General features: G+C 62.6%; 21 protein-coding genes. 5 read left to right on the top strand and 16 right to left on the bottom strand.

All coding sequences use genetic code 11. The features are described 5' to 3' along the window. A complete protein-coding gene (locus PQQ96_RS27565; protein WP_408298520.1) occupies positions 1-1887 on the top strand; it encodes a J domain-containing protein in 1887 nt (628 codons plus the stop codon). A 125-nt stretch (positions 1888-2012) separates the two neighbouring features. Here the strand turns inward: PQQ96_RS27565 and PQQ96_RS27560 are convergent, their stop codons facing one another. From PQQ96_RS27560 to PQQ96_RS27495, 14 genes are read right to left on the bottom strand one after another with little or no spacing between them, the layout of a single operon-like run. Further along, positions 2013-3416: an MFS transporter gene (locus PQQ96_RS27560; RefSeq protein WP_408298518.1), complete on the bottom strand. Its 1404-nt coding sequence runs from the start codon at positions 3414-3416 to the stop codon at positions 2013-2015. Between the two features lie 24 nt (positions 3417-3440). After that, positions 3441-4706 (bottom strand): NAD(P)/FAD-dependent oxidoreductase, encoded by a 1266-nt coding sequence (locus tag PQQ96_RS27555; protein WP_408298517.1) that lies wholly within the window; start codon positions 4704-4706, stop codon positions 3441-3443. Beyond that, the gene (locus tag PQQ96_RS27550; protein ID WP_408298515.1) at positions 4699-5664 is read right to left on the bottom strand and encodes a VOC family protein; all 966 of its coding nucleotides are present in this window, start codon (positions 5662-5664) and stop codon (positions 4699-4701) included. Before PQQ96_RS27550 ends, PQQ96_RS27555 begins: the two co-directional genes overlap by 8 nt. A 26-nt stretch (positions 5665-5690) precedes the next feature. Next, positions 5691-7181, bottom strand: a complete 1491-nt coding sequence (locus tag PQQ96_RS27545; RefSeq protein ID WP_408298514.1) for an aldehyde dehydrogenase — start codon at positions 7179-7181, stop codon at positions 5691-5693. A 40-nt stretch (positions 7182-7221) separates the two neighbouring features. Then, entirely contained in the window at positions 7222-8052 is an 831-nt protein-coding gene (locus PQQ96_RS27540) for an aspartate dehydrogenase (protein ID WP_408298512.1), read from the bottom strand. Beyond that, positions 8045-9703, bottom strand: coding sequence for a thiamine pyrophosphate-binding protein (locus PQQ96_RS27535; RefSeq protein ID WP_408298510.1), 1659 nt, complete (start codon positions 9701-9703; stop codon positions 8045-8047). Before PQQ96_RS27535 ends, PQQ96_RS27540 begins: the two co-directional genes overlap by 8 nt. After that, positions 9696-10502: an SDR family oxidoreductase gene (locus PQQ96_RS27530; protein ID WP_408298508.1), complete on the bottom strand. Its 807-nt coding sequence runs from the start codon at positions 10500-10502 to the stop codon at positions 9696-9698. The genes PQQ96_RS27535 and PQQ96_RS27530 overlap by 8 nt, the downstream gene beginning before the upstream one ends. Next, positions 10499-11386, bottom strand: coding sequence for an IclR family transcriptional regulator (locus PQQ96_RS27525; protein WP_408298506.1), 888 nt, complete (start codon positions 11384-11386; stop codon positions 10499-10501). Before PQQ96_RS27525 ends, PQQ96_RS27530 begins: the two co-directional genes overlap by 4 nt. Further along, positions 11387-12277, bottom strand: coding sequence for an alpha/beta fold hydrolase (locus tag PQQ96_RS27520; protein ID WP_408298504.1), 891 nt, complete (start codon positions 12275-12277; stop codon positions 11387-11389). Between the two features lie 46 nt (positions 12278-12323). After that, positions 12324-12851 (bottom strand): cupin domain-containing protein, encoded by a 528-nt coding sequence (locus tag PQQ96_RS27515; protein ID WP_074289220.1) that lies wholly within the window; start codon positions 12849-12851, stop codon positions 12324-12326. 26 nt (positions 12852-12877) lie between these two features. After that, a complete protein-coding gene (locus tag PQQ96_RS27510) occupies positions 12878-13654 on the bottom strand; it encodes an SDR family oxidoreductase (protein ID WP_408298502.1) in 777 nt (258 codons plus the stop codon). Further along, positions 13647-14744: an aromatic ring-hydroxylating dioxygenase subunit alpha gene (locus PQQ96_RS27505; protein WP_408298501.1), complete on the bottom strand. Its 1098-nt coding sequence runs from the start codon at positions 14742-14744 to the stop codon at positions 13647-13649. Before PQQ96_RS27505 ends, PQQ96_RS27510 begins: the two co-directional genes overlap by 8 nt. A 49-nt stretch (positions 14745-14793) precedes the next feature. Continuing rightward, positions 14794-15105, bottom strand: coding sequence for a recombinase-like helix-turn-helix domain-containing protein (locus PQQ96_RS27500; RefSeq protein WP_408298499.1), 312 nt, complete (start codon positions 15103-15105; stop codon positions 14794-14796). 1 nt (position 15106) lies between these two features. Then, on the bottom strand, positions 15107-15421 hold the full coding sequence (locus tag PQQ96_RS27495; protein ID WP_020068683.1) for a non-heme iron oxygenase ferredoxin subunit: 315 nt from the start codon (positions 15419-15421) through the stop codon (positions 15107-15109). 439 nt (positions 15422-15860) lie between these two features. Here PQQ96_RS27495 and PQQ96_RS27490 point away from each other — a divergent pair, with 439 nt between their 5' ends. After that, positions 15861-16937, top strand: coding sequence for a porin (locus PQQ96_RS27490; RefSeq protein ID WP_408298497.1), 1077 nt, complete (start codon positions 15861-15863; stop codon positions 16935-16937). Positions 16938-17022: 85 nt separating this feature from the next. Here PQQ96_RS27490 and PQQ96_RS27485 read toward each other — a convergent pair whose 3' ends face one another. Continuing rightward, on the bottom strand, positions 17023-17994 hold the full coding sequence (locus PQQ96_RS27485; protein ID WP_408298495.1) for an IclR family transcriptional regulator: 972 nt from the start codon (positions 17992-17994) through the stop codon (positions 17023-17025). Between the two features lie 175 nt (positions 17995-18169). Here PQQ96_RS27485 and PQQ96_RS27480 point away from each other — a divergent pair, with 175 nt between their 5' ends. Together PQQ96_RS27480 and PQQ96_RS27475 are read left to right on the top strand one after the other, a co-directional pair. Then, on the top strand, positions 18170-18457 hold the full coding sequence (locus PQQ96_RS27480; protein WP_408298493.1) for a hypothetical protein: 288 nt from the start codon (positions 18170-18172) through the stop codon (positions 18455-18457). Between the two features lie 114 nt (positions 18458-18571). Then, positions 18572-20257: an acid phosphatase gene (locus PQQ96_RS27475; protein WP_408298491.1), complete on the top strand. Its 1686-nt coding sequence runs from the start codon at positions 18572-18574 to the stop codon at positions 20255-20257. Positions 20258-20300: 43 nt separating this feature from the next. On the opposite strand, the gene PQQ96_RS27470 is transcribed toward PQQ96_RS27475, so the two are convergent. Next, on the bottom strand, positions 20301-20975 hold the full coding sequence (locus PQQ96_RS27470) for a DUF4410 domain-containing protein (RefSeq protein WP_408298489.1): 675 nt from the start codon (positions 20973-20975) through the stop codon (positions 20301-20303). A gap of 160 nt (positions 20976-21135) precedes the next feature. Between PQQ96_RS27470 and PQQ96_RS27465 the strand changes: the two genes are divergently transcribed. Next, positions 21136-21495: a DUF3564 domain-containing protein gene (locus PQQ96_RS27465; protein WP_201081306.1), complete on the top strand. Its 360-nt coding sequence runs from the start codon at positions 21136-21138 to the stop codon at positions 21493-21495. Positions 21496-21499: the final 4 nt, after the last annotated feature.

Here is a 21499-nt window from a genome sequence, read left to right as displayed (position 1 = left end):
ATGGATACGACTTCTGCCTATCACTGGCCGTGGGACGTGCTCGGCATTGCGGCGAACGCCGACGAGCGCACCGTGCGCCGCGCTTATGCGCGTCTCCTGAAACAGCAACGCCCGGATGAGGACGCCGAGGCGTTTCAGCGGCTTCGGTACGCGTATGAATCTGCGTTGCAGATGGCGAGCGGCGCAGCAGCGGAGAAGATAGCCGCGGTGCCGGTGCATAAATCAATGCCGGTATCGGTGCCTGTGCCTGGCACGGCGCCAGAGCCGGTGTCGATGCCTGTGCCTGTGCCTGTGCCGGAGGCGAAGCCGGAGCCGATATCGGTGCCGGTGCCTGAGCCGACGTCAATGCGGACTCCGACGAGCGCGAGCGCCGAGGCCACGGTCCACTCCATGCCTGACACGGAGACAACGCCCGTTTCGCGTAGGACACCCGCTGCGCAAAAGACGCCGCAGCCATCTAGCATCGAACATGCACCGCCTGCGGCCCACCCTCGCGAACCCGACGCCTTCGAACGCGCTGCCCAGCTCTGGCAAGACTTCGTCGCGCAACGGGATCAGCTCGAGTCGCGCCGTTCCCTGCAGGATTTATTCGCCGCCGTCGTCAATATTCAGACGCGCGACGAACTCGAATGGCAGGCGCTGGTTCACTGCCTGAACGAGCAAGCACCGGCCACGCTGCGCATGAACCTGAGTGCGGTCCTTGGGTGGCGGGACAACGCCGCCCATCTGCGTCGTCGCAACGCGGCTGTCGCGACCCTCGCGCTGGACCGTGTGTTCGCCGACGAAGACTACAACGCGCTGCGGCTGCGCTTCACGAATGCCATGGCACTCCTCGAAGGGCCGCAGCCCACGCTGGCGGCGGGCGCACACGCACTGCTTCGCGCAGGCGTGCGCACCGAGATGGAACAGTTACTGACTGCGCTCAGTCGCTATCATCCGAACGTCGTGCGCCTGCGGCTCGACAGCGAGAAGGTCGAATTCTGGACCCGTTGCCTGACGTTCCGGCTCGGCACGGGCCGCCTGTTCGGTCCGGCGCTCGCGCTTAGCGCCTGGTGCGGCTTGCTGTTCGCCGACGCGTCGATGAACCTCAATGGCGATCGGTGGTTCGATCAATGGACGCCCATTCAGTTGGCCGTGCTTCTGGGCACGCTGATGGTGACACTGGTCACCAGCGCCGCGATGACCGTGCTGCTATCCGAACCGCAGCAACAGCGATTGCGGACGCTGCGCTCGAATGGCTGGCTGCGTTATGGGTGGGTGCCGGTGTGGCTTGGCGCGACTGGCGCCGCGCTGTGCGACGGCGGCAGTGGGCGCTTGACCTCGATCGCAATGGGCGCACTCGGCATCTGCACGATATGGGCCACGTTGATCTGTGGATGGCCCCGCATCAAGCAACTCGTGATACTGGCCGCCGTCGGGGCGACCGGGTTCGGCTTCGTCGGCCATTGGCTCTCCACCGATCCTCGCGCGTGGCAGATGCCATTTGCGCACGGGGTGCTGTTCGCGTTCTTCTTCTCTTTTGTGCAACAGGAGTGGCGTGGCTGGCTCGCACGCCGGCCGCGCCTCGCGCGGTTCGGGGCAACGCTGTGGTTTGCGGGTTTCGCCGCGTTGATCGTTTTGCTGTTGCAACGTGATGAGCGTTCGACGCAGTTTGCGTGGGCGCTCTTTACGGTGATGGCCGCAGCGGGCGGCGTGTTGGCGACGACGCGTTGGAATGATCTGCGCCGGGCAGTGCCGGGATTCTTTCGAGGGTATGTCCACCTCTTCTGGTTGGCGCTTGCAGTCTCCAAACCGGACATCATCGCCTGCGTGAGCGCGGGGTTGATGAGTGTGTGGATTATCGAGGAATTCAAGCAGCGACGCGGGGCGCGCGGAACAGCGCCTTAAGGTTGCATCCGAAGGGCCGCCCCAAAAACAAAGGGCGCACCACCCAGTGCGCCCTTCATCTCCCTGCCATTGCGGTTCTGCTTTTACATCAACCGCCCACCAAACTCGTCACACGCCCAAAAGCATCAAGCCTCAAGCTGCTCCAGCACCTTGCCCTTGGTCTCGATCCCAAGAAAGTGCACCGCGATCGCCGCAATGAACGGCACAACCGCGAGGATATAGAACGCGACATCCAGATTGCCGCCGATCATCGTCTTCGACACGATAGCCGGCGCGAAAATCGCCGCCACCTTCAGCCACGCGCCGCCGACACCACAACCCATCGCACGGATGCTGGTCGGATACAACTCCGGCGTGTACACATAAGCCGTGATAAAGCCGCAAGCGAGGAAGCCGAGCGCGAACGCGCAGCACGCCGCCACCACATACACCGACGAGTTGTGGAACACACCCGCAAGCAGCAACGACAACGCACACGCCAAGAACGACAAATTGATAATCGGCTTGCGACCCACCTTATCGACCAGCAACGCACACGTCAGCGAACCCACCACCCCCAGCACCGAAGCCGCCACCGCCAGATTCAGCGCCAGTTGCAGCGGCGCGTGATAAACCGTGCGATAGATCGTCGGCAGCCAGGTCGACAGGCCGTACTGAATGAAGCCGCACGTCATCCACAGCATCGCCACAGCCATCGTGCGCTTCAGATACGCCGGACCGAACAGGTCGCTCATGCGCCGCTTCGGATGACGATTGACCATCGCTTCGAACTCAGCCGAATTGGCGACCGGCGGCAGCGGACCCTTCACCACGCGCTCGAAAGCATGCACGGCTGCATCGGCATCGGCCATTCGTTCACGTTCGGCGAGCCAGCGCGGCGATTCCGGCACAAGCTTGCGCAGCACAAAGAAGAGGATCAACGGCATGCCGCCGATGAAGTACATTGCTTGCCAGCCGAAACGCGGGACGATCCAGGCACCCAACGCGTTCGATGCAAGCAGGCCAACGGGGAAAACGATTTCATACAACAGCACGAAGCGGCCGCGGCCATGTGCACGGCTGATCTCATTGATGTACGTCGCGGCCACCGGCAATTCACCGCCGAGCCCAAGCCCTTGAATCACCCGCAACGCGACGAACACGGCAAACGTCGGCGCAAAGCCGCACGCAATACTCGTAATGCCGATGATCCCCGAGCTCAACGCAATCGCCTTCACGCGGCCTTTGCGCTCCGCGTACCACGGGAACACGAATGCGCCAATCAACTGCCCGACCGAACCGGAGCCGATCAGGAAGCCAATTTCCCACGGCGTCAGATGCCATTTCGCAATCAGGATCGGCAGCGTGGCCGCGATAGCGATCACGTCGAAGCCGTCAAAGAACGTCGCGAGACCGATCAAAATGCGCGCGCGCACCTGCATCGCATTCTTCGGCAAGCGCTCGAGACGCGCGATGATGGAACCCCGGGTCACGGGGCCTGAGACACCGGCGCTGCTGCGGTCCCCCATGGTGTTGTCGATGGTTCTCATGCCGTGGTGCCGTCCGTAATGTGGTTAGGCAAGCGCCGTTGAGGCGTCAGTCAGGGTGGCAAGGTCGATGGTGCGGCCTTGGTTCATCCACTTGCGCGACAATTTCAGTTCGCGTGGCGTGTTGATAGCGATCACGCCGCGGATCGTGCCGTCTTCCAGATGGAAAAGCGTGGCGCGTTTGCCCGGCAAGTCACCGCGTACAGCGAGTTGCGCACCGCCCGGAATGTCGCCGAGGATTTGCAGATTGACGTCGTATTGATCGGACCAGAACCACGGGATGTCCGCATACGGTTCAAAGGTGCCGAGCAACGCTTTCGCCACCGAGATCGCCTGGTTCTGCGCATTGGCCCACGATTCGAGCCGCACGCGGCGCTTCAACCACGCGCTCGGATGATTCGCGACGTCGCCGCACGCGAAAATGCGCGGATCGTCGGTCGCGCCGAAATGATCGACGACGACGCCGTCTTCCACCTTGATACCGGCGGCTTCCGCCAGTGCCGTGTGCGGCGTGAGGCCGATGCCGGCGACCGCGAAGTCGGCGTCCAATGTGGAGCCATCGGCGAACGTTGCGCGAATACGGTTGGCGTCGTTCGGATGATCCGCGATCGACACGAGCGATACGTTCAAACGCACGTCCACGCCATTCGCACGATGCAGGTGCAGCAGGAAATCCGACACCATCGGCGGCAACGAGCGAGCGCACAGACGCGGCGCGCCTTCCACTACCGTCGCTGCCACACCGAGCTTGCGTGCAGTGGCCGCAACTTCGAGACCGATCCAGCCACCGCCGACAACGAGTACGCGTTTACTTGCACGCAGGCGTTCGCCCAGAACGACGGCTTCGTCGAGCGTACGCAGATAGGTAATGTGCGAGGTCTTCACCAACGCTTCCGGCAAACGGCGCGCCGCGCCGCCCGTTGCGATCACCAGCCGGTCGTATTGCACTTCACGACCCGACTGCGTGCGCACGATGCGCTGTTCGCGATCGATCGACGTCGCGCAATCCGGTTGCCATGCTTCGACATTCAGCGCGTCGAAATCGTCGGGCGTGACGAGGCGCACGGTTTCAATATCCGCTTCGCCGGCCAATACGGCCTTCGACAGCGGTGGGCGCTCGTACGGCAAATGAATCTCGTCGGCGATCATCACGAGGCGGCCGTCGAAGCCTTCCTTGCGCAACGTCTTCACGACCCAACCCGCCGCCTGACCACCGCCGATCACAACGATCGTGCGCGGCGCTTCGAGTCCGGCATGCGCGGCTTGAGCCTTTTCAGCAGCAGCGTCAGTCATTTTTCCGCTCCGTCATGAACTTGCCTTCCGGCGCCTTCGCGTTCTTCTGGCGACGCGTATTGCCGTCGATGCCGCCGTCGATCGCCCATTCGGCGAACACGGTCGGACCCGGTTCGAAATCGCGCGGCTGCCATTCGGGCGTGAGTTGGTCTTCGTCGGCGTAGTACTCGATCAGGCCGCCGGCCGGATTCTGGAAATACCAGAAGTACGCCGACGACACCGGATGACGCCCCGGACCGAGTTGCGTATCCCACCCACAGCGGCTGACGTGCATGCCGCCGCCGAACACTTCGTGGATATCGCGCACGGTGAACGCGACGTGATTCAGACCGCGCTTACCGCCAGGCAAGGCCAGCAGGAAGATGTCGTGGTGGCCGCCGTGCGGTGCGCAGCGCATGAATGCGCCGCGGCCCGGATAACGGTCCGACATTTCGAAGCCGAGCAGTTCCTGGTAAAACTTTTCCTGTTCCGCGAGTTGGTTCGTGAAGAACACCACGTGACCCACTTCAACCGGCTCCGCGCGTTCGTAAATCGGCGACGGTTGATCGACGCGCAACGTCTGGCCCCACACGTTCGACGGCGAACCGTGAATATCGAGCGCACGCTTGCGGGTCACTTCAACGCGAATCGCCATGCCGTTCGGGTCGATACACCCCACAGCGTCTTCCGTTTCGAAGTGGCCCGGCTGACCGGCAAAGCGGCCGCGCAGATCGTCGAGTTCGGCTTTCGTTGCCACACCCCAGGTCACTTCCCGCAGCGTCGGACCTTCTTCGAACGCGGGCGGCAGCGACGGGTCGCTCGCATCGACGGCGAGAATCGTGCAGCCGTTCAGCGTTTCGAAGCGCGCGTGCGTCTCGTCGTGCCCGGTTTCTTTGAGGCCCCAATCCGCGAAAAACCGCCGGCAGGTGGCGAGATCCGTCACGCCGTAAATAATCTGTTCAATGCCGAGAATCGTCATAACGTGCCTCTTGCGTATCTTGCGTATTAATTCGCCCACGCCAGCGGCGCGTCGTTCAAGCCCCAGTAGAGGCTCTTCTGTTGCATGTATTCGCGGATGCCGAGACGGCCTTTCTCGCGTCCCATGCCGCTCTCCTTCCAGCCGCTGAACGGCGTCGAGATCGAGAACAGCTTGTAGGTGTTGATCCACACGGTGCCGGTTTCAAGCGCGCGGGCGATCCGGTAGGCGCGTTTGTAATCGCGCGTCCAGATGCCGGCGGCGAGACCGAACACACTATTGTTCGCTTCTTTCAGGAGCGACGCTTCGTCGTCGAACGGCATCGCGACCAGCACCGGGCCGAAGATTTCTTCCTGACAGATGCGGGCGTCATTCGTGAGGCCTTCGAGAATCGTCGGCTGGAAGTAGGTGCCTGCTTCGCGGCCATCGCCAACCGGACGCTCGCCACCGCACAGCAGGCGGCCGCCTTCTTCCAGACCCAAAGCGACGTAACGTTCGACGGTTTCGCGATGCGCTGCTGTAATGAGCGGACCCATCTGCGTTTCCGCGCGCGACGGATCGCCGACGCGCAACTTGCGAGCGCCTTCAGCCAGACGCTTCATGAATGCGTCGTAGATCGAGCGCTGCACGAACAGGCGCGAGCCCGCGATGCACGCTTCGCCCGATGAACTGAAAATGCCGTACAGCACACCGTTCACTGCGTGATCGAGATCGGCGTCGTCGAATACGATGGTCGGCGATTTGCCGCCGAGCTCCAGCGACACCGGCATCAGCTTGTCTGCCGCGATGCGCGCGATCCCGCGGCCTACTTCGGTGCCACCCGTGAACGACACCTTCTTCACCAACGCATGGCGCACCAGCACGTCGCCAATCACCGAACCCTTACCCGGCACTACACTGATCACACCCTTCGGCACACCGGCTTCTTCGCAGATACGAGCCAATGCAAGCGACACCAACGGCGTGACTTCAGCGGGCTTCAACACCACTGCGTTGCCGCCTGCCAGTGCCGGAGCCAGTTTCTGTGCGTCCGATGCGATCGGCGAATTCCACGGCGTAATGGCCGCGATCACACCAATCGGCTCGTAGATGCTCATCGTCAGATAGTCGCCGCGCGAGGGCGTGACTTCTTCGTCGAGCGTTTCGAGGCACGCCGCGAAATAGCGGAACGTGTTCGCAGCGCTCGCCACCAATACACGCGTTTCCCCGATCGGCTTGCCGTTGTCGCGGCGCTGCAATTGTGCAAGCGCCTCATGACGCGACATGATCAGATCGGCGATGCGGTACAGAATCAGCGCGCGCTGATGCGGCTTCAAACCCGACCAATCCGCGCGGCGCCAGGCGATATCCGCGGCTTCCACGGCTTCGCGGGCGTCGTCGGCATTGGCCGTCGAGATTTCCATGTTGACCGACTGATCCGCCGGATACAGGCTTGTGTACGGGTTGCCACGCCCTTGCCGCCATTCGCCGCCGATGAAAATATCGCCGGTGGGCACGAGGCTGGTATCAAAGTGAGTCATGTCGGTCGTTCCGGTTTGCTTCAGCTAATCAGCTAATGTCTTAAATCACGCAGCGTGCCGCGCGATTGCGTAACGCACGGATCGCGCTGTACGCGGTCAGTGCGGACGTCTTGGGGTTGTCCGGCAGCGGCTTGCCGCACATTTCCAGCGACATCTCGCCGAATGCGCCGCGCGCCACGATCCGGTGCACATTGCGCGACACGTTCGGGTCGGCGATCAGGCGGACCATGGTGTGGTCCAGACCCAGGCCGGCCAGAGCGATCGTCGCAGCGACGTTGGCGTTCTTCGGATACAGCCGCGCCGCTTCGCGGGCGCTGCCTTCGAAAATCGCCGTCTCTTCGCTCAGCGTGTGCAAATTGCAGACCTGTTCCGCGGGTGTGCCGAGCCAGCCCGTAGGCGGCTTGCGGCCGGTGTACAGCACTTCGTCGAGGCCACCGAGCTTGGCGGCGGCCAGCGCATCCACGCCGCCGATTGCGCCGGACAACAGCGTCAACGTCGCATCGCCTTCGTCAGCCGCCGCCGACAGCGCGTCCAGCAACATCATGTCGGACAGCGCACCGATCGACGCGACCGCGCAATCCGTACCGGCTTTCAGCAACGGCACCACGTGATCGACCAGCGCGCTATGCCCCGCACATTCCAGCGCGAAATGCGGATGGCTGTTCAATGCGGACACCGACGAGACCACGTCGACCGACGACCCCACCACGTCACGTACCGACGCCATATGGCGTTCCGGCACGATCACGTGCGACACGCGCACCGTCGGATCCGACTCGACCGAGCGATACACCGCCTGGCCGATCGCGCCGAAGCCGATCATCGCGACGTCGACGGGTGCGTGATGCCCCGCGTAGCCGGTCTCACGCATGTTCCGGCTCCTGTTCCTTGACCGGCGGGCCCGCGAACGCGGTGGCGAACGAGCCGACCGACAGCATGTCCACTTCGACCAGTACCGGACCGGTCTTCGCAAACCCTGCGCGGATGATTTCGTCGGCCTGGTCGAGCGATTTGATGCGGTAGTGCGTGAGCTTCAGGCTCTCGCAGAACTGCGCGAAATCCGGCTGGTGCAGATCGACGTAGCAGCGGCGCCCGCCGTATTGCGCGTCCTGAATGTTGCGGATCACGCCGTAGCATTGGTCATTCATCAGCACAATCATCACGTTGGCGTTTTCCTGCACAGCCGTTGCGAGTTCGCCGACGTTGACCATCAGGCCGCCGTCACCGACCAGGCACACGGTCTTCGCGGCATTGCCGGCGAGTGCTGCGCCGATACCCATTTGCATGCCCTGGCCGATACCGCCGCCGAGTGCGTGAACGCCCGCGCGCGGCGAGAAAATCTTCAGCATGCGGTTGCCCCACGTGCTGTTCGAGATCGTGACGTCGCGCACCCAGTTGTAGTCGCGGCCCACCGCCTGTTGCAGCGCGTCGACAAGGCGCTTGTACGGGCCGAGGCCCTTGCCCACATCGGCGACGGCGCTTTCGCGGGCGGCAGCCAGATCTTGCGCGAAAGTCGGATCGACCTTCAGGCGGCCTTCGAGCAGCGTCGCGAGTTCTTCGAGAACGGCCGATGCATCGCCGTGAATGAACATCTCGTTGCGGTAGCCGCGGTTATCGGCGAGCGCGTCGGCGTCGATGCGATACAGCGGTTGCGGCAGCGCCAGCTTGTATTTCAGCGTTTCATTGCCACGCAGACGCGAACCGACCACCACTAGCGCGTCACACGTCTTGTAGAAGCTCTCGACTGCCGAGTGCACGTTAAACGCGCCGAGCGTCGCCGGATGATCTTCCGGCAGCACGCCACGGCCCTGCACACTAGTCACGACGCCGAAGCCCAACGCCACCAGACGTTCAACCGCAGCACGTGCATGACGCGTACCGCCGCCCAGCCACAACAGGGGGCGCTTGGCGCTTACCAGTTGCTCTGCTAGTTGCGCGACGCGCTTGCTGCAATGCGTGAGCGTCGTGACGTGCGGCGCGCCCAGATCGGCAGGCCATTCGATTTCGGCCGCCTGGATGTCGATCGGAATTTCAACGCTGACCGGACCGCTCGGCGCGGTTTGCGCGACACGGACGGCTTCGCGGATTGTCGGCAACGCGGTTTCGACCGAGCGCACGCGGAACGCTGCCTTCGAGATCGACGAAAGCATCGACAATTGATCCGGCGCTTCGTGGATATAAGCGAGGTCCTGATCGAGGTATTCGGTTTCGATCTGGCCGGTGACGTGCAAGAGCGCCGTGCCCGCCGTCAGTGCTTCGACCATCGCGCCGGCAGCGTTACCCGCCGCGGTGCCGGTGCTGGTGAAAGCCACGCCAAGGCCGCCGGAGACACGCGCCAGGCCATCGGCCATATTCACCGCGCCGGCTTCGCCGCGTGCGCCGACGTAGCGAATCTTGCCGCGGTTGTGGATCGCGTCGAGGATCGGCATGTTGTGGATCGAGATCACGCCGAATGCGGTTTGAACGCCACATTGCTCGAGAAAAGCGGCGATCAGTTCGCCAACGGTGGTTTTGTTAGACATGTCGTGCAACGCCTCCAGAAACATCGATGTGACTGCCCGTCGTATAGGACGACAGCGTCGTAGCCAGGTAAAAGAGCGCTTGTGCGGCTTCTTCGGGGCGACCGAAGCGGCCTAGCGGAATGTTTTTCTTGCGCGCGAGTTCCGCGGTCCAGTCTTCCCAGCTCTGGCCCGGCTGCGCTTCCTTCGCATAACGGCGGCGCCATTGACCCGATTCGACGATGCCGATCAGAATCGAATTCACGCGAATGCGTTGCGGCGCAAGTTCCACCGCGAGCGATTTGATAAGGCTCAGCACACCGGCGCGAGCCGACGAAGTCGCCACCATATGCGGCTCCGGTTGTAGTGCGAGCAGCGAGTTCACGCAGACCACCGCGGCATGGCCAGAGCCAGCCGCATCGCGCAGCATCGGCAGGAACGCGCGGGTCGGGCGGATCACGCTGAAGTACTTCAGGTCGAGTTCTTCGCGCCAGGCGTCGTCGGTGGTGTCGGCGAAGGTCGACACGCGGCCCTGGCCGGCGTTGTTCACCAGCACGTCAGTGCGACCGAAGCGCGCTTGCACAGCTTGCGTGAATGCGTTCACTTCGTCGGCGTCCAGCACGTCGCAGGTTTGTGCCAGCAGTTGTGCGTCGGGAAACTGCGTCCTCAGCGTGGCCTCTGCTTGTGCGAGACGTTCAGCGTCACGGCCGCAGATCGCCACCGAAGCGCCTGCTTGCAGGAACAGTTCGGCAGTGGCGAGGCCGATGCCGGACGAACCGCCCGTCACCACCGCTACCTGTCCGGTCAAGTCGATTTGAATCATTTGAGCCCCAGTGCCTTAAAGTATTTCGTACCCGCGTTCGGGCCACCCTTCGGCCGATAGTTGAGCCGCTGCGAGAGTTCGTCGGCGGCATGGCGAACCTTGTCGATCAGGCCGCTATCGAGCAGCGAGGCGTCGATCTCGTGGCGCGGAATCGTCGTCGTGATCACGGCGACGATGCGGCCCGTGTCGTTGCGCACCGGCGCGCTCACCACCGAAATGCCGCGCTCGAATGACGACTCGCTGATCGCGTAACCGCGCTTGGCGTCATCGCGAATCCGTTCATACAGGTCGTCGATCGTGGCGGGCGTCTGCTTCGTGAAGCGTTCGAGTTCCGGCTCGGGATAGAGCTTTTTCAAATCCTCGAGCGTCATGTCGCCCATCAGCACCTGGCCATGCGTCGTCGCGTAGGCCGGCAGGCGCGTGCCGACGTTTACCTTCACCGAGCTGAAAATCGGTGCGTGGCTTTGCGCCTTGGCGACGAATACGACATCACGTCCGTCGCGAATCACGATGTGACTCGTCAAGCCGGTGTCGTTGCGTAATGCTTCGATGATGGGCAAGCCCAAGTCCGTCAATTCGAGCGAACTCAGATATTCGAAACCGAGCCGCAGCACCGCGACGCCGAGGCGATAGTTGCGGTCCTTATCGGCCCGCTCGAGAAAGCCGAGCGATTCGAGTGTTTGCAGCAGACGGAACACCGTCGTGCGGGGAATCTTCAGGCGCTTGGATAATTCCGGTGCGCCAAGTACCGGCTCGCGCGGCGAGAACTCGGTGAGAATCTTCAGACCACGTTCCAGACCCGGCACGCGATAGCTGATATCGCTGCTGGTGTCGTTGCGGTCGTCGTCCGCTTCGCGCTCGGCGCTAATCGTGTCGGGCGTCATTCATTGGCTCCGTTGTCCGTCGCTCGCGCGGCAGAACGTGTCGATGATCGCGGTGTACGCGGCGGGTGCTTCGATATAGCCGGCGTGCCCAGCGCGTGGCACGACCTGCAGTTTGGTGCCGGCGGCCAGTGCGAGTCGCTCGCAGGCTTCCGGGGTCGTAATCGTGTCTTCGGCGCCGACCGCGACGTTGATGCGGCCTGTGTAACGCGCGAGATCGCTGGCGAGGTCGGCGTTCGCGAGCAGATGCGTCGCTTGCGCATAACCGTGCGGAATCACGCGCGACATGTTCCAGCGCACCCATGCGCGCGCTTCGTCGCTCGCGTGGACAGACAACATATTGGTGCTGCGTTTCTCGGCGAGACCTTGCGGGCCGAGTTCGTTAATCATGGCGAGACGCTGGTCGCGTTTCGTCTCGCGCACTTCCGCCGCCGAAGCGCCGTAACCGCCAGCAGGCGACAACAGCAGCAAGCCGGCCACGCGCGGCGGATTCGTCACAGCAAACGCACCCGCGATGATCGCGCCAAGCGAATGTCCGAGCAGCACGCAGCGTTCAATGCCGAGCGCGTCGAGCCATTCCGTCAATACAGTGGCGTAATCGCTTGCAGCAGGCGAGTCGGCTTCGACGGGCGTTGATGCGCCATACCCCGGCGCGTCCCACGCCAGCACACGGCGCGTCTCGCCCAGTACTTCAAACTGCTGCACCCACGAAGCCGCGCCCGAACCGATACCGTGCAACAGCACGAGCGGCAGTGCTTCGCCTTCGGCGCTATCCACATCGCGATAGCTCACCGCGCGTTGCGATGCCAGCCAGATCTGCTGCGCGGGAAAGCGGCCAAGGCGCGCTTCGAGCGTAGCGTTCTGATCGGCGGTGGCGGACGGGACTGCGGACATGATTTCCTTCGCGGGTGTTTTCAAAACGGCGCTAATAACAGAAGGCTTAGCGCTTGAGCTTGGCCAAAGGCGAATCCGGCGGATACGTCGGCGTGATCGGCTTGGCTGCACCGAGCATCACGCACATCAACGCGTCTTCTTCGCCGATGTTCACTTCCGTGCGATACACGCCCGGCGGCACCGAGATCAGATCGCGTTCGCCGAGCACGGCTTCCCACGTCTCGCCGTCTTTCTCGCAGATCACCTTCATCTTGCCGCGCAGCACGAAGAAAATTTCTTCGACATCCATATGGATATGGCTCGGACCGATGTTGCCGGCCGGGATCACCATCGTCGAGAATGTGAAGCCGCCCGCAGGCACCGTGTTCATGTCCTTCGCGACGCCCGTGCCGCCTGTGCCGACATAGCGCATTTGCGCGCGGCGATACTTCGGGTCGTAGTCGGCCTGGAACTTCAGCGCATCCCAGTCATAACGACGCGTTTCCAGGCGCGCGACGCGGCTGTCCAACCATTGTGCAAAGCTCGCGTCCGCGGGTTGTTCCCACGATTTGCGTTCGAGTTCGGCGTCCGCCATCTCTTTCTCCTTTCGATTCGACAAGATCAATTCATCACGAAGCCGCCGTTGACCGGCAGCAACTGGCCAGTCACGAAGCGCGCGGCATCGGACAACAGAAACAGCACCGGCCCGGTGACGTCGTCGGGCACTTGTGCGCGCATGAGCGCGCGGCCTTGCAGGTAATACTGATGACGCTCGGCGGGCACGTAGGCAGTGGCCTCGACTTCGGTAAGACCCGGTGCGATCGCGTTGACCGTCACGCCGTGGGCACCGAATTCGCGCGCCAGCGATCGGGTCATCGAGATCACGGCACCCTTGCTGGCCACATACGCGAGCAATTTCGGCGCGCCCCACATCGCGGTATCCGACGCGATATTGACGATGCTGCCGCGGCCTGAGTCACGCAGATACGGCAATGCTGCGGTGCTCATCAGCCACGTGCCGCGCACGTTGACGTTCATCACGGCGTCCCACGTCTCGACCGACAACTCGTCGGCGAACTTGCCGCCCGAGTTGGTGATCGCCGCGTTGTTGATCAGAGCGTCGAAGCCGCCGAGTTGCGCCGCAGCTTGATCGGCAAACTGCTTGATGCTGACGGGATCAGCGAGATCGAGCGGCAAATACGTCACCGCGTGACCTTGCTCAATCAGCGACGCAGCGAGCGCACGGCCTTCGTCATGCAGGACATCGCCGAATACGACCTGTGCACCGGCTTGCACCAGCGAGCGAACGAACGCCGCGCCGAGACCGCGCGCGCCGCCCGTCACGAGGACACGCCGGCCTTTGAGTGCTGACAATGCCGATGACGCGTCGTTATGCATGGCTGTGGCCTGCTGCGTCTGTTTGCGCGGCGCCGGCCTGAGCGGCTTCGGCGCGATGCGCTTCCAGATCGGCAAAATGCTGCTGCGCGCGCTGACGGAACATGCGGCGCACACGCGTCATGCCAACGTCGTGCTGATAGAGGAATTCGTGCTCGCGCGCATTTGGCGCCATGCTTTCCAGCACGTAGCGGTCTTGTTCCAGCACGGCCCAGTGCAGCGCTTCCAGGCGGTTGCGATACATGAAACGCCATGCGTCACGCTGCCAGCCCGACACTTTGCGCGTACGCCAGAAGTAAACCTGGCAGTTGTTGTCGTCGACCGGCGTAGCAAAGCCGATGATTCCGAAGTTGCCGCCCGGGCCGAACTTCTTCTTGTATGGAATCGCGAGGCGCATCCACAGCGTGCCGGTTTCGCCGAGCTCGACCCAGTCGAAGTTCACATCGCGCTGGCCGACCTTTTCGAACCTCAGACCGGTTTCGGTCTTGCGCACGCGCATGTCGGCCTGCTTGTCGCCTTCGGCCATCGAGTGCGACGTCGCATGCAGGTACGCGCCGTGCATCGGGTCCATCACGTTGTCGATCGCGTACTGGTAATTGCACTTCCAGTTCGACATGCACAGGAAGTTCGCATACTCCTCGCCGACCAGTTCTTCCGGCAGCACGAGCGGCGTAGGTTCTTTATGGGCCTCGTCGCCAAACCACAGGAAGATCGCGCCGGCGTGTTCTTCGACCGGGTACGACTTCACGCACTTCTGGCCTTCCAGCGGGCAGTTCGACACCGCCGGGACTTTCGTGACCGTGCCGCCGCCGTCGATTTCAATGCCGTGATACCAGCACGCGACGCTGCCGCCGAGATTCCAGCCGAGCGATAGACGCGCGCCGCGGTGCGGGCAGCGGTCTTCGAGCGCGCGGACTTTGCCTTCCTTGTCGCGCCACAGCACGATCTGGTCGCCGAGGCGCGTGATGCCGACCGGCGCGTCGCCGACTTGCCAGCTCGGTGCAACGGGATACCAGTAATTGCGCAGGCCGCGGTCCAGATAGGACTGGATCGGATCGGCCGCGCCTTGAGTCGTTGTATTGGGGGACGTCATGAAGAGACTCCAGATACGAAAGCGATGAGACGTGTTCGGAAAAGCGCGCTTATTCGGCGAGCAGGCGGAATTCGGCGGCGAGGCGGTCGGCGTCCCACGCCTGGCCTTCCGGCGTACGGAAGCCCAAGCGGTTCAGACCGTCGACGACTTCCTGCAACTCCATCGCGCCAGCTTCAAAGACGTGCTCGAGCGCGTCGCCGAAGTCGTTTTCGTATTGGGTCGGCTCCGCCTTACGCGTTTGCCAGATGAAGTTTTCGGTCTCACCCGGCTTTTCGATCACGCCCTTGCCGGCGACGTTGTTCGGCTGCGGCGCGAGCCACGGCTTCAGGAAGGGATTGAAGTTCACGGTTTGCTCTCGCATGTCATTCCACCTTGATCTGGATTTCTTCGCCGGCGAGACGTACCGAGTACATCTTCAGGTCGCGGCCACCGGGCTCTTTCAAGCATTTGCCGGTCGGGATATGGAACACGGCTTCGTGCAGCGGGCATTCGACGGTGTCGCCGTCGACAAAGCCCTGCGTCAGCAACGCGTACGCATGGGGGCAGACGTTTTCCAGCGCGTACAGCGCATCGCCCACCTTGTAGATGCCGATTTCGGTGCCGTCGAGTTTGAACTCGAGCGGCGCGTCTTCGGACAGGTCGCCGGCATGGCCGGCGCAGCGCCATTGTTCAGTCATTTCTCGCCTTCTCCTGAAGCCTTATGTTCCATACAAGGAACATCAGTTCGTGTATGGATAATTATAGGAGCGGCTTCGACTGGAGAAAATAAAAATCTGGGCTGGTAGGGGAAAACACCGACTGTGGCGTTCACAACACAGCTTTGCGTGAACTGGCATGAATGCCCGTTTTCGCTCAAGAGCCTTTGTGGGCTTGGGTTTCCCCATAATTTTCAGACAAATGCCGACGCCCTCATGCGGGTTTGTACGGGGTCCGAAAATTTATTTTGACCACTTCTAGAGTCACTATACTTTTCCATAGGCGATACAGACGCCCATAGGTGGAACATAAAGCGGAACAGTTTTGGCGCATAAACCCGAAGCTGAATTCAACCCAAAGCAAGGATCGGGACGACGAAATCAGCGCGAGCTGCCCGTCGTGCGATCAGGAGAACCAACGGTGAAACACATCATTGCGGCGGCCGGCTTGACGGCAATCTGCGCAACGACTGGCGCATGGGCGCAGAGCAGCGTGACGCTATACGGCAGCCTGGATGCCGGTGTCGCGTATATCAGCAATGTGCATGGCAGTTCGGAATGGATGGAAGAACAAGGCAACATGCAGCCTGACCGCTGGGGCCTGAAGGGTGTCGAGGATTTGGGCGGTGGTCTGAAGACGGTTTTCCAGTTGGAAAACGGCTTTAAAACGAACACAGGCGCAATGGTCTCTGCTGGCACGCTGTTCAATCGCCAGGCTTTCGTGGGCCTAAGCTCGGACCAGATCGGCACGGTCACACTCGGTCTTCAGACGCCGTTCAGCTTCGACGTGCTGGGTCCGTTGAGCACGGGTTATCTGGCCGCGAGCTGGTACGCGTTCCACCCGGGCAACATCGACGAACTCGCTGACACCAGCGTGGTGCCGTTCGCCAACTCGGTGAAGTTCCGCTCGGCGAGTTTCAACGGCTTCTCGGTCGGCGCGATGATGGGTCTCGGCAACACGACCAACTTCTCAACCGGCAAGACCCTGAGTTTTGCGCTTAGTTATGCGAATGGTCCGTTCAAGGCCGGCGCGACCTATGCGAATGAGCACAACCAGACACCGTCGATCGTGACCACGGGCATCACCACCTTCCAGGGCGTGGCAGCGGCAAACTACGCGGCGGACAAGGTCGAGAACATGGGTGCGGGCGCGTCGTACCAGTTCGGCAAGCTGCTGGTGCATGGCCTGTACACGCGTGTGAAGCTGGAATCGGCCGGCCATTCGGACACGTATCAGAGCTACGATGCAGGTGCGAACTATCAGTTCACGCCGTTCAACAGCGTCGCCGGCGGCGCCGCGACGACCACGTTGGCGGGCCATCGCTGGACGCAGTTCGAGATCGGCGATATCTACGCGCTGTCGAAGTCGACGCAGTTGTATGTGAATGCGCTGTATGAGCGCGCGGGCTCGAATACGGATGCCGCGTTCTTTACCGCGGGTGTGTCGAGCGGCCGGAATCAGACGATTTTCCTGACGGGTATTCACCACTCGTTCTGATCGCCATGATGCCGACGACGTAAAACAAACGGCCCGGGTGCGAAAGCAGCCGGGCCGTTTGACATGAGCGGAAGCAAAACCAGAATCAGTGCGCCGCAACCGGTCTGCGACGCGCTTGAGCCGCAGTCGGATCATCCGGCCGCGGACGATAGCTCAGACGCTCGGACAACTCGAGCGCCGCCTGGCAAACCGCGATGATGAGCGGCTCACGCTCTTCGGCTTCGCCGATATCGGAACGCGGAATGGTGACCGTCAACGCGGCGGTGATCTTGCCGCTTTGATCGCGCACCGGCGCGCTCACCACCGAGATCCCGCGTTCAAAAGACGCTTCGCTCAACGCATAGCCGAGCGCCGCGCTTTCGCGCACTCTTCCATACAGTTCTTCGACCGTCGCCGGCGTGCGTTCGGTGAAACGTTCGAGTTGCGGCTCGGGGTACAGCTGACGCAATTCTTCGAAACTCAAATCGCCCATCAGCACCTGGCCGTGGACCGTGGCATGCGCCGGCAGACGCGTCCCGACATGCACCTTCACCGAACTGAACATCGGCTCATGGGTTTGCGCTTTGGCGACGAACACCACGTCGCGCTGGTCGCGGATCAGCAGATGCGTGCTGAGGCCGGTCGCGTCGCGCAGGCGTTCGAGGATCGGAGTGCCGACGTCGGTGAGTTCGAGCGAACTCAGATACTCGAAACCGAGTCGCAACACCGCGACGCTCAAGCGGAAATAGCGGTCGCCGTTCACGCGCTCGAGAAAGCCTAATGCTTCGAGCGTTTGCAGTAGACGGAATGTCGTGGTGCGCGGAATGCCGATGCGTTTCGACAATTCGGGGGCGCCCAGAATCGGTTCACGCGCGCTGAATTCGGCGAGGATGCGCAGGCCGCGCTCCAGCCCAGGCACGAGGTAAGTCGATCCGCCGGTGCTCTCTTCATCGGTGGAGTCGGTGGAATCCGCGCCTTCCGCATGGGACAACGCCGCGTCGTCGTGCGAAGCCGGGGCCGCCGCACCGCGTGGCCGCCCCAGCTTGCGTCCCGCTCCTGTCTGCTCTTCTTTTGCCATCTTGGCTGCCGTCTTTGCCGTTGTCTCTGCTGTTCATCGGATACAGATCAACATGATAGCGCGAAGCACACGGCGGTCATTTTCGTTTCGCGCGGTGCTATCCTTTGATGCGGTCCATCGCGCGCGGTCTCACTGCCGCGCTTTGGCTGCCGCCAGGCGTCCGGAGACCACGCTCATGTCCGATTCCGTCCAGATCCAGGTTGCCGACTCACATCTCTATCCGGGCTGCGCAGTGCAGATCGCGCACCTGCCCGAGCCGGCCGGCGCGGCCGCGGCTATCGTCGAATTTGCGGACGGCTCCGGCGCGCATGCCACCTGCCATCGGCGGACTTTCGACGAACTCGAATTGACCGTTGACGGTTACGCGACGCAGAGGCGCCATCCCGTCGACGCCAGACATTGGCTTCTGTTCGCCGTCGACTCGACGCACAATAGCTGGCGCGTGAAACGACGATTACCTTAGCTGTGCCGGAACCTTCCGGCCCCCTCGTATTTGAACCCGGTACCGCGCGCATGCCGCCCCGAGTGGCAACTAGAGCCTGTGAAGCGCCCGTCACGCGAACCTCGAAACCGACCGATGACAGACAACGACTCCATCCTGCCGCCGAACCCCGACGATGCCCCCGACGATCCCGAACGCCGCCGTGTCCTGACCGGGCTCGCCGCGGTCGGTATCGGGCTCGTGCTGACCGGTTGCACGACCGAGCAAAGTACCGCGAGCGGCGCCGCGCCGCGCAGTGCCGCCGACATGCGGCTCGACGCCGCGCTGCACGATCAGGTCAAGCAGATCGTGGTGATCTACGCCGAGAACCGCAGCTTTGCCAACCTTTACGGCAACTTTCCCGGCGTCCAGCATCCACTCGACACAGTGAGCGCCGAGCGTTACCTGCAACTCGACCGCGATGGCAAAACGCCGCTGCCGCGGCTGCCGGCGATCTGGGGCGGCCTCGTGCCGCAAGCGCAGGAGGTGGACGGCAAGCGCTACATGATCGGTCAGAAGGACATCGGCAACCTGCGCAACGGCCCGTTCCATATCACCGACGCGCAAGGCGCACCCTTGCCGAACGGTGTGATCACCCGCGATCTGGTGCATCGCTTCTATCAGAACCAGATGCAGATCAATGCCGGCCGCAACAATCAGTTCGCCGCATGGGGCGACTCCGGCGGCCTGGTGATGGGGCACTACCGCAATTCCACCGATACGCTGCGTCTATGGAATCTCGCGCAGCAATACACGCTGTGCGACAACTTCTTCATGGCGGCGTTCGGCGGTTCGTGGATGAACCACATTTTTCTGATCTCGGCGCAGGCGCCGTTCTACCCCGACATCCATAACAGTCCGGCGAAGAAATTGGTCTCGGTGGTCGACGGCGACGATCCGACCGGCACACGGCTGAAGCTGGCGCCGGACTCGCCCGCGTCCGCGCTCGACGGTCCGCCGAAATTCGTCAACGACGGCGCGTTTACCGCCGACGGCTACGCCGTCAACACGATGGCGCCGCCTTTCCAACCGAGCAATGTGCGGCCGGCCGAAGGCGGCAATCCCGCGTTCGCCGACCCGTCGAATCCGCGCGTGATGCCGCCGCAAAACTACGCGACGATCGGCGACCGTCTGACAGGCAAGGGCGTCGACTGGGCGTGGTACAGCGGTGCGTGGCAGTACGCGCTGGAGCATCAGGACACGGGCGCGGTGCCTGACTTCCAGTACCACCATCAGCCGTTCAATTACTTCGCCAATTACGCACCGGGCACGGCCGCGCGGAGCAGGTATCTGCGCGATGCGGGCCTCGGCGACGACGCGTCCACCAACCACCTGATTGCAGATATCGACGCGGGGCGTTTGCCGGCGGTCACGTTCTACAAACCGCAGGGCGACCTGAACATGCACGCGGGGTATGCGGACGTCGCATCGGGGGATCGCCACATCTCGAATGTGATCGAGCATATTCAGCGCGGTCCGCAGTGGGCCAATACAGTGATCATCGTCACGCATGACGAGAACGGCGGCTGGTGGGATCCGGTCGCACCGCCGAAGGGCGACCGCTGGGGGCCGGGATCGCGGATTCCCGCGTTGGTGATTTCACCGTTGGCGAAGAAGGGGTATGTCGATCATACGGTGTACGACACCAACTCGATTCTTCGCCTGATTAGCCGCGTGCATGGGCTGGCGCCGCTGGATGGGGTGGTCGCACGAGATCGGGCTTTTGCGCAGAATGGTCTCGCGCCGCTGGGCGATTTGACCGGTACGCTGGATCTCGCCTAAGCCGTTTTTACCTGCCTCGAAGGGGTGGGCCGCAGTGCGTCAATCACTGCGCCACCCCGTGCAGCTTCGCAATCACCGAATCCGAAATCTCCTGAGCGGTCTTCTTGATCGTCTTTTTCTCGTCGCCGCTCGCCATCACGAACTTGGCCGCGATCACGTAGGGATTGAGTTTGATCACCGCGCCGGGCTTCCCTTTGCTGTCGGCCTCTTCGACGGCCTGATAGAGCGGCGGCAAATCCGCCGTCCCCAGGCTGTCGCACGATACCGCGACCTGAATATCGTTCTGACCTGCACCAAAACCGACCATCGCACGTCTTAGACGATTGCCGTCGTCGACACTCAGGAACACGCCGCGCACTTCCCAGCCCGTTGCGGGTAATGGCTGACCGGGCGCACTGCGGCGCGCGTCGACACCACCCTTTTTCAGATCCGCAGTCAGCGCGTCCGCCATCTCGTTCACGATGTCCTTGGCGTGGTCCTCCGGATTCTTGTCCTTGCCTAACGGTCCGGGGCCACTCGGCAGCATACCGCGCAGGCCGCGCAGACGTTGCCCCGGTCCGCTGTCGGGTTTCACGTTGGCCACGTCGAGTTCGAAGTCGGACACATAGACGATCGGCACCGGCGCGGCGAAAGGGGCGCTGTCCGCTGCGGCACTGAGCGTCGATACCGCGCCGAGGCACGCCGCCATCATCGTGAGTTGCAGAAATCGACGCAGCATGGCGCGCCTCCGCGAATGTCTATGAGACGCGGCTATCGTACAACCGTATGCACGGCGCGTAAGTTTTTTTCGTGCCGGATCGTCATCCCTTTTGCCTTGCATAACACGCGTTGCGGCATAGACTGTTAGGGCATCACTTCGCACTTTGTACGGAACTGCCATGCGACTGACCATCCTCATCAACGGTTCCGATCCCACCGTCAGCCACGACTACGCTGTGTTATGGCTCGACACCGATGAACACCGGTGGTCGAGAGAAGCGCATCAAGGGATCGATCTGCCCCCGTGGGGCGAATTACACGACGACAATGGCGTGACCACCCTCTGTGCGCCGAGCACGGATGCGCCGCTGTGCACGCTGCGCGGATTGCACGTCGATCGCAAACAACGCGTGAGCGCGGCGCAAGGCGCCGCGGCATGGACGGCCTTGCCCACACGCGCGCAGACCAGCGGCTTCTGGCGCTTGCAAGCCGTCGACCGCCAGAACGTGCATGCCGAGCACAGCGTATTCGGTAATTAAGTTC

The organism is Paraburkholderia sediminicola (assembly GCF_046027825.1).
Taxonomy (GTDB): domain Bacteria; phylum Pseudomonadota; class Gammaproteobacteria; order Burkholderiales; family Burkholderiaceae; genus Paraburkholderia; species Paraburkholderia sediminicola_D.
This window is presented reverse-complemented; position numbering and strand designations above follow the sequence as displayed.